The organism is Streptomyces hamibioticus, assembly GCF_047946815.1.
In the GTDB taxonomy this organism is placed as follows: Bacteria; Actinomycetota; Actinomycetes; order Streptomycetales; family Streptomycetaceae; genus Streptomyces.
Genome location: NZ_JBKKQY010000001.1, coordinates 1,838,928 through 1,856,966, shown reverse-complemented (window position 1 = coordinate 1,856,966; position 18,039 = coordinate 1,838,928). Strand labels below are relative to the sequence as shown.

Here is an 18,039-nt window from a genome sequence, read left to right as displayed (position 1 = left end):
ACGGAAGCCTGGTGAGGCGCATGCCGGAACACCGTGGACCGGCCGCCGATGCGACCGACGAAGGGCGTGTTTATCGTCAGGCAGACGACTATGATCGCCGCATGCCCTACGACCCGTCAGCCTTTCCGCCCTTCGCCGTGACCGTGGACCTGGTCGTGCTGACCGTGCGCCGCAGTTCCCTGTGCGCGCTGGCGGTGCGCAGGGGCGAACCGCCGTTCCAGGGCCGCTGGGCCCTGCCCGGCGGATTCGTGCGGGCCGACGAGGACCTGGCACAGGCGGCGGCGCGGGAGCTGGCCGAGGAGACCGGGCTGCGCGTCCACGACCCCGCCGCGCCCGCCCAGGACAACGGCGCCCACCTCGAACAGCTCGCCACGTACGGCGACCCCAAGCGCGACCCCCGGATGCGCGTGGTCAGCGTCGCGCACCTCGCCCTCGCCCCCGACCTGCCCGCGCCCCGAGCGGGCGGCGACGCCAGCAACGCCCGGTGGGCGCCGGTCGAAGAACTGCTGGAGCAGGCCGGCTACGGCCGCGACGGCGAGCCCTTGGCGCCGCTCGCCTTCGACCACGCCCTGATCCTGGCCGACGGAGTGGAACGAGCCCGCTCCAAGATCGAGTACTCGTCGCTGGCCACCGCCTTCTGCCCGCCCGAGTTCACCGTCGGCGAGCTGCGCCGCGTCTACGAGGCGGTGTGGGGAGTGGCACTCGACCCGCGCAACTTCCACCGCAAGGTCACCGGTACCCCGGGCTTCCTCGTCCCCACCGGCGGCACCACCACCCGCCAGGGCGGACGCCCGGCCCAGTTGTTCCGGGCCGGCGGCGCCACCCTCCTCAACCCCCCGATGCTGCGCCCCGAAGTCTGACCCGTCGGCGCCAGCCCGGAGCCGCGAGGGCGTCCCCCCGGACCGGTCCGCGAAGCCGCCGGCGGCAGGGCGCGTGGGAAAGCGGGCAGGCCCGCCCCGCCTTGCGTCCAGTGAGCAATGTGCTGCCCGGAAAACCCGACATACCGCGCTATCTTGCTTCGGGTGATCCAGGCCTTCGGACTGACCAGCAAGCCCCGCAAAGAGCTTCCGCCCGCCGTCGACGACGTCTCCTTCGAGGCGCGCGCGGGCCGCGTCACCGCGCTGCTCGGAGCACCGGGCGCCGGAAAGACGACGGCGCTCAGACTCATGCTCGAACTCCAACACGGCCGCGGCATCACCTACTTCCGGGGACGACCGCTGCATCGCATCGCCCACCCGTCCCGCGAAGTCGGCGTGTTGCTGGGCGACGTGCCGGGACATCCGGCACGCACCGTCCGCGGCCACCTCAGGATGCTGTGCGCGGCGGCCGGCGTGCCGGTCCGGCGTGCCGACGAAGTCCTGGAGGCCGTCGGCCTCGTGAACCTGCGCGACGAACGCCTCGGCACCCTCTCCCGCGGCATGGACCGACGCCTCGGCCTGGCCTGCGCCCTGCTGGCCGACCCGCACACCCTCGTCCTCGACGACCCGGCCGGTGAACTCTCCGCCCGCGAGAGCCGCTGGCTGCACGGCACCCTGCGGGCGTACGCGGCCCAGGGCGGCACGGTCCTGTTCACCACCGCCGACCCCAAGGAGGCGGCGCGCACCGCCGACCATGTGGTCACCCTGGACGGGGGCAGACTCGTCGCCGACCAGGAAGCCGCGGACTTCTCCCGCACCCGGCTGCGTCCACGGGTCGCCGTCCGGACCCCGCACGCCGCCCGTCTTGCCGCGCTCCTCGCCAAGGAGGCCCGCAGCGCGCGGCGCTCCGTCGAGGTCGTCCGGGAAGGAGGCAACCGGCTCTCCGTGTACGGCAGTACGTGCGCACACGTCGGCGAGACCGCGTTCCGGCACGGCATCCTCGTACACCAACTGGCCGACGAGGTCGGTGACATGGGCCCGGGCGCCGGCAGAACCGCACCGACTGCGGCGACGGAAGCAATGCCGGCAACAGCAGCGACAGCCGCGACAGCCGGGACGGCAGTGGCCGCCGGGACTTCCGAGGCGCCGCACCCGCCGCATGCCTCGCCCGTACGTCCCACCCCACCGTCGCGCCCCGAGACACCGACACCGCACACCTCACCGGACCACGACCCCACCGCCGACACCGCACCCGACACGGGCGCCGAGCAGCTCCCGGGCGGCGGGCACCAGCCCGCCGACCCACCGCAAGAGGCCGCCACCACGGATCACGCCGTCCACGCCCGGCCGAACACCGACGATGCGTCCCGGCCGGACGCCGACGCTGCCGGGCCGGACGCCGACGCTGCCCGGCCCAACGCCGACGATCCCCGGCCGGATGCCGACGAACCGTCCCCGACCGCGGCGGACGACACCGGCCGAGGCCCCGGTGACCCGGCACCGGCATCCGCAGCCGCCTGCGCATCCACGCCGGCACCGGCACCCGCGTCATCCGCACTCGAGTCCACACCCGCACTCGAGTCCACACCCGCACCCAAGTCCACACCGGCACCCAAGTCCACACCGGCACCCGAGTCCGCACTAGCACCCGAGTCCGCACCGGCACCCGAGTCCGCACTAACGCCCGAGTCCGCACCGGCACCCAAGTCCACACCGGCACCCGAAGCCACACCCACACCCACGCGTGAACCCGATACCCGGCCCACCCCTCCCGCCCCCACCGCTCCGCCGACCGCCCTCAACCCCGGCGACGCCGCTTCCCGGGTCCCCCCTTCCCCCCTCCCGCCCCCCATCTCCGTCCGCTCCGCCCCGAGCCCGCTGAGGCCCCTCCGCTACGAACTGCGCCGTGTCGTCGGCATCAGCACCGCCTTCGTCACCGGGGGCGCCGTGCTCGTCGCGTCCGCCGTCACCGCCGTGGTGCTGGCCCGCATCGGGCACACCCCGCAGCCGCGGCTGCTGGCCGCGTGGCCGAGGGAGCTGCCCCTGCCGCCCGCTGCGCTCGGCGCGGGACTGCTCGGGGCGCTCGCCTTCGGCGACGAGTTCCGTCACCCCGCGCTGGCGGCGGACCGCGGCACCGTGCCCCGCCGGCTGGGGCTGCTGACCGCCAAACTCCTCGTCTCCGCGGCGACCGCCCTGCTCCTGGCCGTCCTCACCGTGGCCTGCGACGCCCAAGTGCTCCGCCTGTTCTACGGACGAGAGCTCGCGCGGGTTCCCGCGGACTGGCCGGTGCTGAGTGCCGGTTGGATCGGCCTCGTGGTCGGGTGTGCCTGGGCGGGCGTCCTCGCGGCGGGGGTCTTCCGGTCCACCACGGCCGGAATCGCCGCCGTGGTCGCCGTGCCCATCCTCGTCGTGCCCCTCGTACAAAGGGTCTGGGAGGGCCCGTCCGTACGGGCCGCCGCCGGACTCCCGCTGCGGATGCGCGAGGTGTTTCTGAGCCAGTGGCCGTTCGGCGGGGAGCGGTATGTGGTCGCCGTTCTGCGCGTCCTCGCCCAACCCGTCGGCAGTGCGCTGACGTTGTCCCTGACGGCTCTGCTCTGCGCGTATCTGCTCACGACCCTGCGCGGCAGGCTCCGCTGACAACTGTCCGTGACCTCCCGGCCCGGCCCTGTGCGCAACTCCCCCGGGGAAGCCCATTTCTTTCCGATAAGGCGTCAATTGCGACGGGGTGAGCGATCACCCTTTCGTGTGCTTTTCACCAAAGCCCTCAAGGGAGTTGAGGACGGCGCCGACAAAGGATGCGTGAGTACCCTTGCGCACACCATGATGACCGCCGCCCGCTCCGCCGACTCCGGCCTCGCGAACCCGGGCGAACTCGACCGCTACCCCTTCGCCGAGGCGCCCGCCGTCGACCGCGTCGGATCCCCTGCCTGGGACGGGCCGGACACCGAGCTGGGCCGCGTGAGCCGGCGTGCCGCGGGCAGCCGCGGGCGCGGACTGCACGGGCAACTCGTCCAGCAGCTGGGCCAGATGATCGTCTCCGGCGACCTGGGTGCCGACCGCCCGCTGGTGCCCGAGGAGATCGGCCAGCGTTTCGAGGTGTCCCGCACCGTCGTCCGCGAATCGTTGCGCGTCCTGGAGGCCAAGGGCCTGGTCAGCGCCCGCCCGAACGTGGGCACGCGGGTGCGTCCCGTCAGCGACTGGAACCTCCTCGACCCGGACATCATCGAGTGGCGGGCCTTCGGGCCGCAGCGCGACGACCAGCGCCGCGAGCTCAGTGAGCTGCGCTGGACGATCGAACCGCTCGCCGCACGCCTCGCCGCCGGCCACGGCCGCGAGGACGTCCAGCAGCGCCTGGCCGACATGGTCGGCATCATGGGGCACGCCATGGGGCAGGGCGACGCGCTCACCTTCTCCCGGGCCGACGCCGAGTTCCACTCGCTCCTCATCCAGGTCGCGGGCAACCGCATGCTGGAGCACCTCTCCGGCATCGTCTCCGCCGCCCTGCAGGTCTCCGGCGGCCCGGTCACGGGCTGTGACCGGCCGAACGACAGCACGCTGGTGCAGCACGGCCGGATCGTCGACGCCCTGGCCACCGGCGACGGCGCGGCGGCCGAGGCGGCCATGCGCCAACTTCTCACCGTCCACCCCGAGGTGGAACGCGTGGTGCCCGCCCCGCGCGAGCACTGAGCGGTTCCACCGCAGCGGCGCGGGCCGGACAGGGCCAGACCCCTCCTATGGTCGTGCCCGGCCGGGACGCCGTCGCCGTCGACCCCGCAGAGTCCCCGGTGACTCTGCGGGGTCCGACGGTGTGATGAGAGGGTCGGCTGACGATGTCGGCTTCCGGCGCTGCTCGGGTAGACGCCTTCTGTGACCATATTCATTCGCTTCTGACCGGGTTCGACCGCTTACGGGGTGTGACTCGGGCCACGCGGATTGGGCGTAACGCTTGTGGAAACAACGCGATGACCTAAGAGGTGACAGCCGCGGAGGGAATACGGACGCCATTGACGGCGCTGTGCATCTCCCCGGCCCCCGCCCGCGCCGTCGGCCCATCCCCAAGCCGGCGGTCGGCTCCTGTCCGTCGTGGACGGGGCCGGAAGCCGTTTTCCAACGTTCCGAGAGGTTGTTCGTGTCGGCCAGCACATCCCGTACGCTCCCGCCGGAGATCGCCGAGTCCGTCTCTGTCATGGCGCTCATTGAGCGGGGAAAGGCTGAGGGGCAGATCGCCGGCGATGACGTGCGTCGGGCCTTCGAAGCTGACCAGATTCCGGCCACTCAGTGGAAGAACGTACTGCGCAGCCTCAACCAGATCCTCGAGGAAGAGGGTGTGACGCTGATGGTCAGTGCCGCAGAGCCCAAGCGCACCCGCAAGAGCGTCGCAGCGAAGAGCCCCGCCAAACGCACCGCCACCAAGACGGTCGCGGCGAAGACGACGGCCGGCCGGAAGGCCACCGCCAGCGCCACCCCGGCGGCGCCCGACCCTGAGCCCGCCGGCGAGGAAGAGAGCCCCGCCGTGAAGAAGGCGGCGGCCAAGAAGACGACCGCCAAGAAGACGGCCGCGAAGAAGACGACCGCCAAGAAGACGGCGGCCAAGAAGACCACGGCCAAGAAGGACGACGCCGAGATTCTCGAGGAAGAGGTGCTCGAGGAGCCGGCGAAGGTCGCGGAGGAGCCCGAGGGCGCCGAGAACGCGGGCTTCGTGCTGTCCGACGAGGACGAGGACGACGCGCCCGCCCAGCAGGTCGCCGCTGCCGGTGCCACCGCCGACCCGGTCAAGGACTACCTCAAGCAGATCGGCAAGGTCCCCCTGCTCAACGCCGAGCAGGAGGTCGAGCTGGCCAAGCGGATCGAGGCCGGTCTGTTCGCCGAGGACAAGCTGGCCAACTCCGACAAGCTGGCGCCGAAGCTGAAGCGCGAGCTGGAGATCATCGCCGAGGACGGCCGCCGCGCCAAGAACCACCTGCTGGAGGCCAACCTCCGCCTCGTGGTCTCCCTGGCCAAGCGCTACACCGGCCGCGGCATGCTCTTCCTGGACCTCATCCAGGAGGGCAACCTCGGTCTGATCCGCGCGGTCGAGAAGTTCGACTACACCAAGGGCTACAAGTTCTCCACCTACGCCACCTGGTGGATCCGCCAGGCGATCACCCGCGCCATGGCCGACCAGGCCCGCACCATCCGTATCCCGGTGCACATGGTCGAGGTCATCAACAAGCTCGCGCGGGTCCAGCGCCAGATGCTCCAGGACCTGGGCCGCGAGCCCACCCCGGAGGAGCTGGCCAAGGAACTCGACATGACCCCCGAGAAGGTCATCGAGGTTCAGAAGTACGGCCGCGAGCCCATCTCGCTGCACACCCCGCTCGGCGAGGACGGCGACAGCGAGTTCGGTGACCTCATCGAGGACTCCGAGGCGGTCGTCCCGGCCGACGCGGTCAGCTTCACGCTCCTGCAGGAGCAGCTGCACTCCGTCCTGGACACCCTCTCCGAGCGCGAGGCGGGCGTGGTCTCCATGCGCTTCGGTCTCACCGACGGTCAGCCGAAGACCCTCGACGAGATCGGCAAGGTGTACGGCGTCACGCGCGAGCGCATCCGCCAGATCGAGTCCAAGACCATGTCGAAGCTGCGTCACCCGTCGCGCTCCCAGGTGCTGCGCGACTACCTCGACTAGGTCGCGGCGCCGGCACGGACGACGAGGTCCGGACCCCACGGCGGGGGCCGGGCCTTCGTGCTGCCGACCGGTGGCCGTCATGCCGCCGGGCGGTCCGGCCCCGGGGTTCCGCGGGTGCGGGTCGGAGCCGTGTGGATCACTCTGGGTATTCCACGACCACCCGGAGTGAGGAGCCCGTATGCGTCGTCCTTCTGTTCGGGCACTGGCCCGGCCGCTTGTCCTGGCGGCCGCTGCGACCGCCATACCGCTGGTGTCCGCGACCGAGGCCTCGGCCGACAGCATCGTCGTCGGGGGCTTCCCCGTCGAGGCGTCCGACAGCCCGTGGACCGTGGCGCTCTCCAGCCGTGACCGGTTCGGAGGTACGCGGTCGGGTCAGTTCTGCGGGGGAGTGGCCGTCGGCCGGACCACCGTGCTCACGGCCGCCCACTGCCTGGGCGAAGAGGTGCTGGGCACACCGCCGGAGCAGGTGCGGGACCTGAAGGTCATCACGGGGCGTACGGATCTGCTCTCCGACGAGGGGCGCGAGATCCCCGTGCGTGACGTCTGGGTGAATCCGGCTCACGACAGCGTCAGCAAGTCCGGGGACTTCGCCGTCGTGACGCTCTCCGAGGCGCTGCCCCCCGGCTCCGCCATAGGAATGGCGCCCGACGGCGATCCCGCGTACCGGACGGGTGGCGGCGCCGTCGTGCTGGGGTGGGGGGACACCTCGGGAGCCGGCGACTACGCCAACAGTCTGCGGGGGGCACGCGTGCGCGTCCTGCCCGATCCGCGCTGTGCACGGGCGTACCCGGGCGGTGACGAAGGGCAGTACCGCTCCGACACCATGCTGTGTGCCGGCCAGGACGGCGGCGGGCGGGACGCCTGTCAGGGGGACAGCGGCGGGCCGCTGGTGGCCCAGGGGAAGCTGATCGGTCTCGTGTCGTTCGGGAGCGGCTGCGGGCGGCCCGACAGCCCTGGGGTGTACACGCGTGTGTCCGCCGTCCTGCGGGCTCTCGGCTGGGAAGCGGCCGAGCGGGGCGGCACACGAGCGCCTGACACGCCCTGAGGGATCGGAAGGCGGTCCTGGGGACCACGCCGCGCCCGGTGGGGCCTCAGAGGGGCCGTGGAGCGCGCGAGGCCCCGGCCCGGCGACAGTCCCGACGCGCCCGGGCAGGCCCAGCAGGTCCCGGTGGGTGTACGGCGGTACGCCCCGGAGGACGTCAGAGGAGTGGCCTCCACGGGCGTACGAAGCGAGGCCCCGACGGGCGAATGCGTCAGGCCTTGGCGGGGGTACGAAGCGGGCGGCCGCCTCCGGGTGTGGAGGCGGCCGCCCGTTCACCGGCCTGTGCCGGGCTCGCTCGTCGTGGGACGCGAGATGTCAGCGCTCATCCTCGGGGGAGGACTCCGGAACGGAGGTCAGTCGCTCGGTCTCGTCCTGTATCTCAGCGGCGATCTTCTTGAGTTCCGGCTCGAACTTGCGACCGTGGTGGGCGCAGAAGAGCAGTTCTCCGCCACTCAGCAGGACGACGCGCAGGTATGCCTGGGCGCCGCAACGGTCGCAACGGTCAGCGGCCGTCAGCGGGCTCGCGGAAGTCAGAACAGTAGTCACGTCGCCTCTTCTCTAGCTCGACGAGCTGTCGTACCAGGGTCAACATCCAACCAGCCCCAAAACGTTCCCGCTCGTGGCTTTTCCTCGAAAAAACTTTCCGGGGAGGCTGGCTGTTGCCGGTTGGCGGCGAATGTGCCGTATTGCGTGTCTGTGTGTCGTACGGGTTCGCGCTGTCGGTCAGTGTCAGTCCCTGCCGGCTGGGTTGCCGGGTTGTTCATGAGGACGTGCCCGGAGCCTAAATGGTTCATGCCTCGAAGGGAACGTGATGTGTCCTTCACCCCATCGAGGGATCGAACAAGTATGCGACCTTGGTCTAGTGTGAGTTCCCTACGAGGGTGGCGTTACAACGGCTCTACCAGGCCTCGGTACCCTCTGAGCGGTGAACGACGCCGCGCCCTTACCCACCAGGGCCCCATCTGAAATTCAGCGAGGAGCGAACCGCGTGACCGCCGAGACGTCCGTGCCGTCCACAGCGCTGCTGGCAGGAGCAGACCGGGACGGTTCCAACTACACCGCGCGGCACCTGCTCGTCCTCGAGGGGCTCGAGGCCGTGCGCAAGCGCCCCGGTATGTACATCGGCTCGACCGACAGCCGCGGTCTGATGCACTGCCTGTGGGAGATCATCGACAACTCCGTCGACGAGGCCCTCGGCGGCTACTGCGACCACATCGAGGTGATCCTCCACGACGACGGGTCGGTGGAGGTCCGCGACAACGGCCGCGGCATCCCGGTCGACGTCGAGCCCAAGACCGGCCTCTCCGGCGTCGAGGTCGTCATGACCAAGCTGCACGCCGGCGGCAAGTTCGGCGGCGGCTCCTACGCCGCGTCCGGCGGCCTGCACGGCGTGGGCGCCTCCGTGGTGAACGCCCTCTCCGCCCGGCTGGACATCGAGGTGGACCGCGCCGGGCACACGCACGCCATCAGCTTCCGGCGCGGCGTCCCCGGCGCCTTCGCCGCCCTCGGCCCGGACGCCAAGTTCGAGGCGAAGAGCGGGCTGCGCAAAATCAAGAAGATCCCCAAGACGCGCACCGGCACGCGCGTGCGCTACTGGGCCGACCGCCAGATCTTCCTCAAGGACGCCAAGCTCTCCCTGGACACACTGCACCAGCGGGCCCGCCAGACCGCGTTCCTGGTGCCCGGCCTGACCATCGTGGTCCGGGACGAGTTCGGCCTCGGCGAGGGCGGCAGCAAGGGCGAGGAGTCGTTCCGTTTCGACGGCGGGATCAGCGAGTTCTGCGAGTTCCTGGCGAGTGACAAGCCCATCTGCGACACCCTCCGCTTCACCGGGCAGGGCGCCTTCAAGGAGACCGTCCCGGTCCTCGACGAGCGCGGCCACATGACCCCCACGGAGGTCACCCGCGACCTGGGCGTGGACGTCGCGCTGCGCTGGGGGACCGGCTACGACACGACGATCAAGTCGTTCGTCAACATCATCGCCACGCCCAAGGGCGGCACCCATGTCGCGGGCTTCGAACAGGCCGTCGCCAAGACGCTGAACGAGGTACTGCGCACCAAGAAGCTGCTGCGCGTCGCCGAGGACGACATCGTCAAGGACGACGCCCTGGAGGGCCTCACGGCCGTCGTCACGGTCCGTCTCGCCGAGCCGCAGTTCGAGGGCCAGACCAAGGAGGTCCTCGGCACCTCGGCGGCCCGCCGGATCGTGAACAACGTCATCACCAAGGAACTCAAGGCCTTCCTGACCTCCACCAAGCGCGACGCCGCCCAGCAGGCCCGGGTCGTCATGGAGAAGGCCGTCGCCGCGGCCCGCACCCGTATCGCCGCCCGGCAGCACAAGGACGCCCAGCGCCGCAAGACGGCCCTGGAGTCCTCCTCGCTGCCCGCCAAGCTCGCCGACTGCCGCAGCGACGACGTCGACCGCAGCGAGCTGTTCATCGTCGAGGGCGACTCCGCACTCGGTACCGCGAAGCTGGCCCGGAACTCCGAGTTCCAGGCGCTGCTGCCGATCCGCGGCAAGATCCTCAACGTCCAGAAGTCGTCCGTGACGGACATGCTCAAGAACGCCGAGTGCGGCGCGATCATCCAGGTCATAGGAGCCGGGTCCGGCCGGACCTTCGACATCGACGCGGCCCGCTACGGCAAGATCATCATGATGACGGACGCCGACGTGGACGGCTCCCACATCCGCACCCTGCTGCTGACCCTGTTCCACCGCTACATGCGGCCCATGGTCGAGGCCGGCCGGGTGTTCGCCGCGGTCCCGCCGCTGCACCGGATCGAGATCATCCAGCCGAAGAAGGGCCAGGACAAGTACGTCTACACGTACTCGGACCGCGAGCTGCGCGACAAGCTGATGGAGTTCCAGACCAAGGGCATCCGCTACAAGGACTCCATCCAGCGGTACAAGGGCCTCGGTGAGATGGACGCCGACCAGCTGGCCGAGACGACCATGGACCCGCGCCGCCGCACCCTGCGCCGGATCAACCTCACCGACCTGGAAGCCGCCGAGCAGGTGTTCGACCTGCTGATGGGCAACGACGTCGCTCCCCGCAAGGAGTTCATCTCCAACTCGGCGGCGACGCTCGACCGGTCGCGCATCGACGCCTAGCTCGCGGCTTCCCGGCCCCTGGGCCCGCCGTACCCGGCGGCGGGCCGGTACCGGCGACGGGTCACCTGATGGAGTGAAGAGCAGGGAGAAGAAGAGTCGGGGATCTTCCCGTTCTGTCCATCCTTGGGCATGCAGTCAAGCAATGATCGACTCCGCGGAACCGGAGACGATCCGATGTACGACGACCCCTGGTACGACGCCCTGGCCTCGGGCTGGGGCGAGTCGGCGGCTCAGGCGACGTCCCCGGCGGCGGTGCCGCCCGCGCGCCGGGAACCGGACGCGGCCCCGGACACGGCACAGGTGTACCTGGAGGTACAGCGCAGCGCCGCCTTCCAGGAGGTGCGCGGCCGCTACCGCAGGTTCGTGGTGCCGGCGGCGGTCGGCTTCCTCGCGTGGTACCTCGCCTACGTGGTGGCCGCCACGACCGCGCCCGACCTCATGGCGAGGCCGGTGGCGGGAGCCGTGAACGTGGCGATGCTCGCGGGGCTCGGACAGTTCCTCACCACCTTCCTGCTCACCTGGGCCTACGCCCGGCACGCACGGCTGCGCCGAGACCGGGCCGCGCTCGATCTGCGCTGGGACACCCAGGAGCTGACCCGAGGCGTCCGGGGCGGTGACTCGTGACGGTCGGTCACCAGACGCTGGCACTGGTGCTCTTCAGCGCGTTCATCGCGGTCACGCTGGGGATCACGACCTGGGCGAGCCGCAACCGGCACGGCTCGGCGGAGGAGTTCTACGCGGGCGGCCGGCTGTTCTCCCCCATGGAGAATGGTTTTGCCATCGCGGGCGACTACATGTCCGCCGCGTCCTTCCTCGGCATCTCCGGTCTCATCGCCCTCTACGGCTACGACGGCATGCTGTACTCGGTGGGCTTCCTGGTGGCCTGGCTGGTGGTGCTGCTCCTCGTCGCCGAACTGGTCCGCAACTGCGGACGTTTCACCCTCGCCGACGTCGTGGCGGCCCGGATGCGGGAGCGGCCGGTGCGGATCGCCGCGGGAACCTCCTCGGTCACCGTGTCCGTTCTGTATCTGGTGGCGCAGATGGTGGGCGCGGGCAGCCTGGTCGCCCTGCTCCTCGGCGGGACGAGCGAGGCGGCGCAGACCTGGACCGTCATCGGCGTCGGCGCGCTCATGGTCGTCTATGTGTCGTTCGGAGGGATGCGGGCCACCACCTGGATTCAGATCGTGAAGGCGGTGCTGCTGCTCGGCGGCACCATCGCGCTGACCGTGCTCGTCCTGGTCCGCTTCCACGGCGACTTCGACGCCCTGCTGCTCACCGCGGCCGAACGCAGCGGCCACGAAGAGGCGTTCCTGGCTCCCGGACTGGCCTACGGCGCGGACTGGACCGCTCGGTTCGACTTCATCAGCCTGGGCCTCGCGCTGGTGCTGGGCACGGCCGGGCTGCCGCACATCCTGTCCCGCTTCTACACCGTGCCCACCGCCCGCGCGGCCCGGCGGTCGGTCGTGTGGTCGATCGGCCTCATCGGCAGCTTCTACCTGATGACGATCGTCCTCGGCTTCGGCGCCGCCGCCGTCGTGGGGACGGGCGCCGTGCGGGAGTCGAACGCGGCCGGGAACACGGCGGTCCCGCTCTTGGCCCTCGATCTGGGCGGCGGCGCGGACTCCACGGGTGGAACGATTCTGTTCGCGATCGTCGCCGCCGTCGCGTTCGCCACCATCCTCGCCGTCGTCGCCGGCATCACACTGGCCTCGTCGGCATCCGTGGCCCACGACCTGTACGCCTCCCTGCGGCGCCGGCGCGGCAAGCCACGCAGCGAGGTGGCCGTCGCCCGCCTAGCCGCCGTCGGCATCGGCGCGGTCGCGATCGCACTCGGCCTGCTGGCCCGGGACCTCAACGTCGCCTTCCTGGTCGGCCTCGCCTTCGCCGTGGCCGCCTCCGCCAATCTGCCGGTGCTGCTCTACTCGCTGTTCTGGCGCGGCTTCACCACCCGCGGCGCCGTCTGGGCCGTTTACGGCGGGCTGGTCCCGGCCGTCGTGCTGGTCCTGCTCTCACCGGTGGTGTCGGGCAGCCCCGACGCGCTGTTCCCGGGCGTCGACTTCCAGTGGTTCCCGCTGCAGAACCCCGGCCTCGTCTCCGTGCCGCTGGGCTTCCTCGCGGGCTGGCTCGGCACCCGCACCTCGCCGGAGACCCCGGACGAGGCCAAGCACGCCGAGACGGAGGTGCGGTCGCTGACGGGGGCGGGGGCGGCCTGACGGGGCGCCCAAAGGCCCACGGGGCGCCTTCACCGGCGTACTGACGCCCGGGATGGGCCCCGGCGGCATGACGTCCGGGATGCGCCCTGCCGGCGGCGGCAGCCCTCACCGCCCCCAGCGCCGTACTACGTCCGTCTTGCGCCCGTCAGGAGCGGGTCGCCCACTCGTACCGGTGTTCCGGGCGCCCGGCCTCGCCGTACTTGAGCGTCAGCCGGGCCCGTCCCGTGCGCTCCAGCAGCTTGAGGTAGCGCTGGGCGGTCTGGCGGCTGACGCCCGTGCGTTCGGCGATCTCCTGGGCCGACAGCGGGCCGTCGGCCTTCATCAGTGACTGGCGCACCAGTTCCGCGGTGGTGGGGGAGTGCCCCTTGGGCAGCCCCGGCTCCGACGGGGCCGACAGGGCGCCGAAAATGCGGTCCACCTCGGCCTGCTCCGCCTCGCCGCCGCCGTCGAGCGTGCGGCGCAGGTCGGCGTACGCCTCCAGCTTGGCGCGCAGACCGGCGAAGTTGAACGGCTTGACCAGGTACTGCAACGCACCCTGCCGCATCGCTGCCTGCACCGTCGACACGTCCCGCGCGGCCGTCACCATGATGACGTCGGTCTGCCTGCCGCGCCGGCGCATCTCCTGGACGACCTCCAGACCCGTGCGGTCGGGCAGGTAGTGGTCCATGAGCACCAGATCCAGACGGGGCAGTGTCTCCAGGCTGCACAGCGCCTCCCCGGCGCTGTGCGCGCGACCGGCGACGTGGAAGCCCGGCACCTTCTCGACGTAGGCGGCGTTGACCCGCGCGACCCGCGTGTCGTCGTCCACGATCAGGACCTCGATCATCGTGTCTCCTCCTCGACGGCGGCGTCCGCGGGGGCGGTGAGGGCCGGCTCCAGGCCGGTTCCGGCCAGCGCCTCGGGCAGGACGACGGTGAACTCCGCGCCGCCACCGGGCGCCTCGGCGACCGTGGCGCTGCCACCCTGCCGTTCGGCGAGCCGGCGCACCAGGGACAGGCCGATGCCGCGCTCTCGGTGCGCCGGCGGCTCCTTGGTGGACCAGCCCTCGGTGAACACGACCTCGCGGTGCTCGGGCGGGATGCCGGGACCGGTGTCGCGCACCGTGAGGATCGCCGTCCGTCCTTCCGCACGCAAGGCGACCTCCACGCACGCGTGCGCGGTGCCCGCGGCGGCGTCGAGCGCATTGTCCACCAGGTTGCCGACGACGGTCACGAGCCCGCCCGGATCGACCAGGCGGTCGGGCAGGTTCGTCCGCTCGGACACCCACAGGGCGACCCCGCGCTCGGCCGCGACGGTCGCCTTGCCGACCAGCAGCGCGGCCAGCAGCGGGTCCCCGATGCGCTCGGTGACCTGCTCGGCGGTGGCCCGGTGGTCGCCGACCACCTCGCCCACGAACTCCACGGCGTCGTCGTACATCTCCAGCTCCAGCAGTCCCAGGAGCGTGTGCATGCGGTTGGCGTGTTCGTGGTCCTGGGCGCGCAGGGCGTCGATCAGGCCGCGCGTCGAGTCCAGCTCCCGGCCCAGCTGCTCCAGCTCGGTGCGGTCCCGCAGGGTGGCGACGGCGCCGCCGTCGTCGGTGGGCATGCGGTTGGCGACCAGCACCCGCCGGCCCCGGACCGTGAGCAGGTCGGTGCCGCTCACCCGGCCGGCCAGGACGTCGGCCGTGCGCCCCGCGCCGAGCGCCTCGTCGGGGGAGCGGCCGACGGCCTCGCCACCGATGTCCAGCAGTCGCTGCGCCTCGTCGTTGAGGAGGCGGATACGGCCGCCCCGGTCCAGCGCGACGACGCCCTCCCGGATGCCGTGCAGCATGGCCTCCCGCTCCGCGAGCAGCGCCGAGATGTCGGAGAAGGCCAGGTCACGGGTCTGCCGTTGCACTCGGCGCGAGATGAGCCAGGCGGCCAGCGCGCCGACCGCCAGGGCGCCGCCCGCGTAGGCGAACAGCCCGGGGATGGCGTGGATCAGCCGGTCCCGGACACTGTCGTACGCGATGCCGACCGAGACCGCCCCGACGACGTCCCCGTCGCCGTCGAGCAGCGGCACCTTGCCGCGGGCCGAGCGGCCCAGGGTGCCCTCGTCGATCTCCATGACCTCGTGGCCGGCCAGGGCCTGCCCGGGATCGGTCGACACCGTCCCGCCGACCCGCCCCGGATCGGGGTGCGACCAGCGCACGCCGCGCCGGTCCAGCACCACGACGTATTCCGCCCCGGTGGCCTCGCGGACCCGCTCCGCCTCCCGCTGGACCGGCCCGTCCGGCGACGCGGGGGTGGTGTGCAGGTCCCGCACGATCTGCCGCTGCTGTGCGGTCGTCTGCGCGATGGCCAGCGCCCGGCGCATCGCCTGGTCGTCCAGCTGATCACCGAGCGGCGCGAGGAACAGCCCGGTCGCCAGCACCGCGACACCCGCGGCGATCGCCAGTTGCATCAGCAGCACCTGGGAGAACATCCGCCGCGGCAGCCCGAGGCGCAGGCGGCGTGCGGGGGGAGTGGGGCTCATGCCCTGACGGTACGTGGCCCCGTGCGGCGTCCCGTAGGGGATTGTGACGTGGATCTCGCCTGGGAATCCGCCCGGCCGGGCAGGCCGGGTGACGGCCGCGCCGGGCGCCCGGCCGGATCTGCCCCAGCGGCTTACGCCGCGCCGGGTCTGCCCAGCCGGACACGCCGTGCCGGGACTGCCCAGCCGGGTCTGCCAAGCCGGATGCCTCCGCCGGACACCCCTCGCCGGATGCGGCCCGCCGGGTCAGCTCGCGAGCGCCGCGGTCACCGCGAGTTCGCGCACCTCCGTGACCTCCATCCGCGCGGGGGAGCCCAGTACCGACGTCGCGCAGCTCTCGGGCCGGGGCGGCGCCGAGGCGTCCTGGCGGACGACGACCCGCCAGTGCCGTCCGTCGACGTGCGAGACGGTGACCTCCCAGCGCGGCGCGGCGCCGTCCGTCCGCACGACGCGCACCGCCTCCGCCGTCTCCTCGCCCACCGCCGCGCGCACGGCCAGCTCTGCGGCCTGGCCGGGACGCTCCCAGGCCGAGCCGCCGCGGCAGCCCTCCAGCACGATCCGCCGCTCGCGCACACCGCGCAGGATCTCCTTCGCGGCGCGGGTCTCGACCCGGCCGTAGGCGTATCCGTACGGCAGGACGAGCATCGTGGGTGAGAACCGGTGACCACCCAGATGAGTGACCTCCCAGACGCCCTCGGCACCGGAGGCGGCCAGTTCGGCGGCGAGCGGGCGGCCCAGAAGCGCGCAGCACCGGTCCCGCTTGCCGTTGGTGCAGACGAGGGCGAGCGGATCACCCGGGTGCGGAGCACCCCGCAGCGCCGAGTCGAAACCGCGGGGGTCGCCCTGGCCGAGGGCGGCGAAGTCGAGGCCGAGCAGCAGGCCCGGGTCCGCGATCGTCGCGCCGTGCAGCCATGCGCCGCCCGGCACGGTGTGGGCGGCGTAGACCCGGCGCTCGGCGGGGGTACCGCAGTCCGCGTGCCGCCCGGGGCGGCGGATGAGCGCGATGCGCACGCCCGTGCCCTTGGCGGCCTTCTCCAGGGCACGGCCCAGCGCGGGGTCCAGGTGGCTCGACGTGAGTGCCTTGGCACCCCACGGTCCGGGCTGCTCCAGCAGCAGCCACGTAGTCGCCGTGGCCGCGGTGCCCGCGATGGGCTCGGCGAGGTCCCTGGAGACGGTTGAGCAGGTACTCACAGAGGTGAGCCTAACCTGAGTTGGGCCTCGGCGACCTCCCACCGCGCGGTACGTGTGTTACGCGAGTGATATCCGGGACTGCGACGGCCCTCCGCCCCGCCGGGCGCGCTGTCAGGGGAGTGGCCGGGGAGGTCGCGGGCCCGTGTAGACGCCGCTCGGTCGCATGCGCAGCGGTCGCTCGCCGTACTCCTCCAGGGCGTGCGCGATCCAGCCTGCCGTGCGGGCCACGGCGAAGATCGTCTCGCCTGCGCTGGCGGGCATGCCGCAGGACGCGGTGAGCACGGCGAGTGCCAGGTCCACGTTGGCGTGCAGCGGTGTGTGCCGGGCGGCCGTGGCCACGATGTCGCGGGCTGCTTCGAGGGCGGGAGCGGTCCCGGGAACCTCCTCCAGGAGGGCGAACAGGGCACGCGCGCGTGGGTCCTCGCCCGCGTAGAGCCGGTGCCCGAGCCCCGGGATGCGGCGGCCGGCCCGCAGCTCGTCCGCGACCACGGGCGCCGCGCTGCCGTGGTCGAGCGCGTCCAGCAGCAGCCGGTACGCGAGCCCGCTCGCCGCGCCGTGCAGCGGGCCCTCGATCACGCCGAGCCCGGCGGAGACGGCCGCGTAGGCGTGCGCCCGGGCCGACGCGGCGACTCGCACGGCGAGCGTCGACGCGGCCAGGTCGTGGTCGGCGAGCAGGCACAGGGCCGTGTCCAGGGCCCGCAACGACGCCTCGTCGGCGGGCCGTCCGCTGAGCCGCGTCCACAGCCGGTGGGCGAGCGGCCCCCGGTCGGGGCCGGCGTCGTGCCGGGCCGGCGGAAGGGCGGCGACCAGGGTGGGAATCAGCACGCGCGCGGTGCCCAGCACGGCGTCCTCGGACAGGTCGAAGCGCAGCGGGTCCGCGGCCGCGGCGGCGATGGCGGCGACCCGCAACCGGTCGGTGGGCCCGGCGTGCTCGGGCAGGGCCTGCACGGCGCGCCGGGCGACGGCGACGGAGGCCTCGGGCGCGGTGAAGACGGCCCCCGGGCTCGGCCGGCCGGTCCACAGCCACTCGGCGACCTCCTCGTAGGTGTGGTGCGTGGCCAGCTCCACGGCGTCGACGCCCCGGAAGTAGTACCGGTCCCTGTCGATGAGGGTGAGGCGGGTGCGTACGGACAGTTCACCACCGCCGGCGGCCGGGCCCGCCCCGCTGTCGCGTCTGTTGCGCCGGGCGAGCGCCTCGACCTCCTCGGCGTCGAACGTGCTGCCCCGGCCGCCCGGCACACGCCTGCTGCTGAGCTGGCCGCGGCTGACGTAGGCGTACACGGTCTCCGGCTTCACCCCGAGCCGTTCCGCGGCCTCCTTGGTGCTGAGCCGGGGCCCGGTGGCCGTGTGCGGGCCGGGTTCTTGATCGCGCATGGAGGTCACCGTATCGACCCTCCGTCCTGCTCCATCCATACATTGATTCAATCAATATTGACAGAGGGGCGGTCAAGTATGGACAGTAAAATCAA

13 protein-coding genes are annotated in these 18,039 nt (G+C 72.2%); 8 read left to right on the top strand and 5 right to left on the bottom strand.

The genetic code is table 11. From position 1 onward, the window contains the following. The first annotated feature begins 101 nt into the window (after positions 1-101). From ACLGIH_RS08290 to ACLGIH_RS08270, 5 genes are all read left to right on the top strand, one after another. A complete protein-coding gene (locus tag ACLGIH_RS08290; protein ID WP_416524583.1) occupies positions 102-860 on the top strand; it encodes an NUDIX hydrolase in 759 nt (252 codons plus the stop codon). Between the two features lie 162 nt (positions 861-1,022). After that, a complete protein-coding gene (locus tag ACLGIH_RS08285) occupies positions 1,023-3,494 on the top strand; it encodes an ABC transporter ATP-binding protein (RefSeq protein WP_416524582.1) in 2,472 nt (823 codons plus the stop codon). Positions 3,495-3,656: 162 nt separating this feature from the next. After that, complete coding sequence (locus ACLGIH_RS08280) at positions 3,657-4,544, top strand: FadR/GntR family transcriptional regulator (protein WP_416524581.1); 888 nt, start codon at positions 3,657-3,659, stop codon at positions 4,542-4,544. A gap of 442 nt (positions 4,545-4,986) precedes the next feature. Continuing rightward, a complete protein-coding gene (locus ACLGIH_RS08275) occupies positions 4,987-6,522 on the top strand; it encodes an RNA polymerase sigma factor (RefSeq protein ID WP_416524580.1) in 1,536 nt (511 codons plus the stop codon). Positions 6,523-6,700: 178 nt separating this feature from the next. Continuing rightward, positions 6,701-7,567: a S1 family peptidase gene (locus ACLGIH_RS08270; protein WP_416524579.1), complete on the top strand. Its 867-nt coding sequence runs from the start codon at positions 6,701-6,703 to the stop codon at positions 7,565-7,567. Positions 7,568-7,879: 312 nt separating this feature from the next. Here the strand turns inward: ACLGIH_RS08270 and ACLGIH_RS08265 are convergent, their stop codons facing one another. Next, positions 7,880-8,110: a DUF7455 domain-containing protein gene (locus ACLGIH_RS08265; protein WP_416524578.1), complete on the bottom strand. Its 231-nt coding sequence runs from the start codon at positions 8,108-8,110 to the stop codon at positions 7,880-7,882. 442 nt (positions 8,111-8,552) lie between these two features. On the opposite strand from ACLGIH_RS08265, the gene ACLGIH_RS08260 reads away from it, so the two are divergent. The 3 genes from ACLGIH_RS08260 to ACLGIH_RS08250 all read left to right on the top strand — a co-directional run bounded on the left by ACLGIH_RS08260 (position 8,553) and on the right by ACLGIH_RS08250 (position 12,889). Next, complete coding sequence (locus ACLGIH_RS08260; protein WP_416524577.1) at positions 8,553-10,676, top strand: DNA gyrase/topoisomerase IV subunit B; 2,124 nt, start codon at positions 8,553-8,555, stop codon at positions 10,674-10,676. A gap of 129 nt (positions 10,677-10,805) precedes the next feature. Continuing rightward, positions 10,806-11,300: a DUF485 domain-containing protein gene (locus ACLGIH_RS08255; protein ID WP_416524576.1), complete on the top strand. Its 495-nt coding sequence runs from the start codon at positions 10,806-10,808 to the stop codon at positions 11,298-11,300. Next, positions 11,297-12,889, top strand: coding sequence for a solute symporter family protein (locus ACLGIH_RS08250; RefSeq protein ID WP_416524575.1), 1,593 nt, complete (start codon positions 11,297-11,299; stop codon positions 12,887-12,889). The genes ACLGIH_RS08255 and ACLGIH_RS08250 overlap by 4 nt, the downstream gene beginning before the upstream one ends. Positions 12,890-13,034: 145 nt before the next feature. Here ACLGIH_RS08250 and ACLGIH_RS08245 read toward each other — a convergent pair whose 3' ends face one another. From ACLGIH_RS08245 to ACLGIH_RS08230, 4 genes are all read right to left on the bottom strand, one after another. Further along, positions 13,035-13,715, bottom strand: coding sequence for a response regulator (locus tag ACLGIH_RS08245; RefSeq protein ID WP_416524574.1), 681 nt, complete (start codon positions 13,713-13,715; stop codon positions 13,035-13,037). Then, positions 13,712-15,382 (bottom strand): sensor histidine kinase, encoded by a 1,671-nt coding sequence (locus tag ACLGIH_RS08240; RefSeq protein WP_416524573.1) that lies wholly within the window; start codon positions 15,380-15,382, stop codon positions 13,712-13,714. The genes ACLGIH_RS08245 and ACLGIH_RS08240 overlap by 4 nt, the downstream gene beginning before the upstream one ends. 243 nt (positions 15,383-15,625) lie before the next feature. Continuing rightward, on the bottom strand, positions 15,626-16,570 hold the full coding sequence (locus ACLGIH_RS08235) for a sucrase ferredoxin (RefSeq protein WP_416524572.1): 945 nt from the start codon (positions 16,568-16,570) through the stop codon (positions 15,626-15,628). A gap of 111 nt (positions 16,571-16,681) precedes the next feature. Continuing rightward, positions 16,682-17,944, bottom strand: coding sequence for a citrate synthase (locus ACLGIH_RS08230; protein WP_416524571.1), 1,263 nt, complete (start codon positions 17,942-17,944; stop codon positions 16,682-16,684). Positions 17,945-18,039 lie beyond the last annotated feature (95 nt).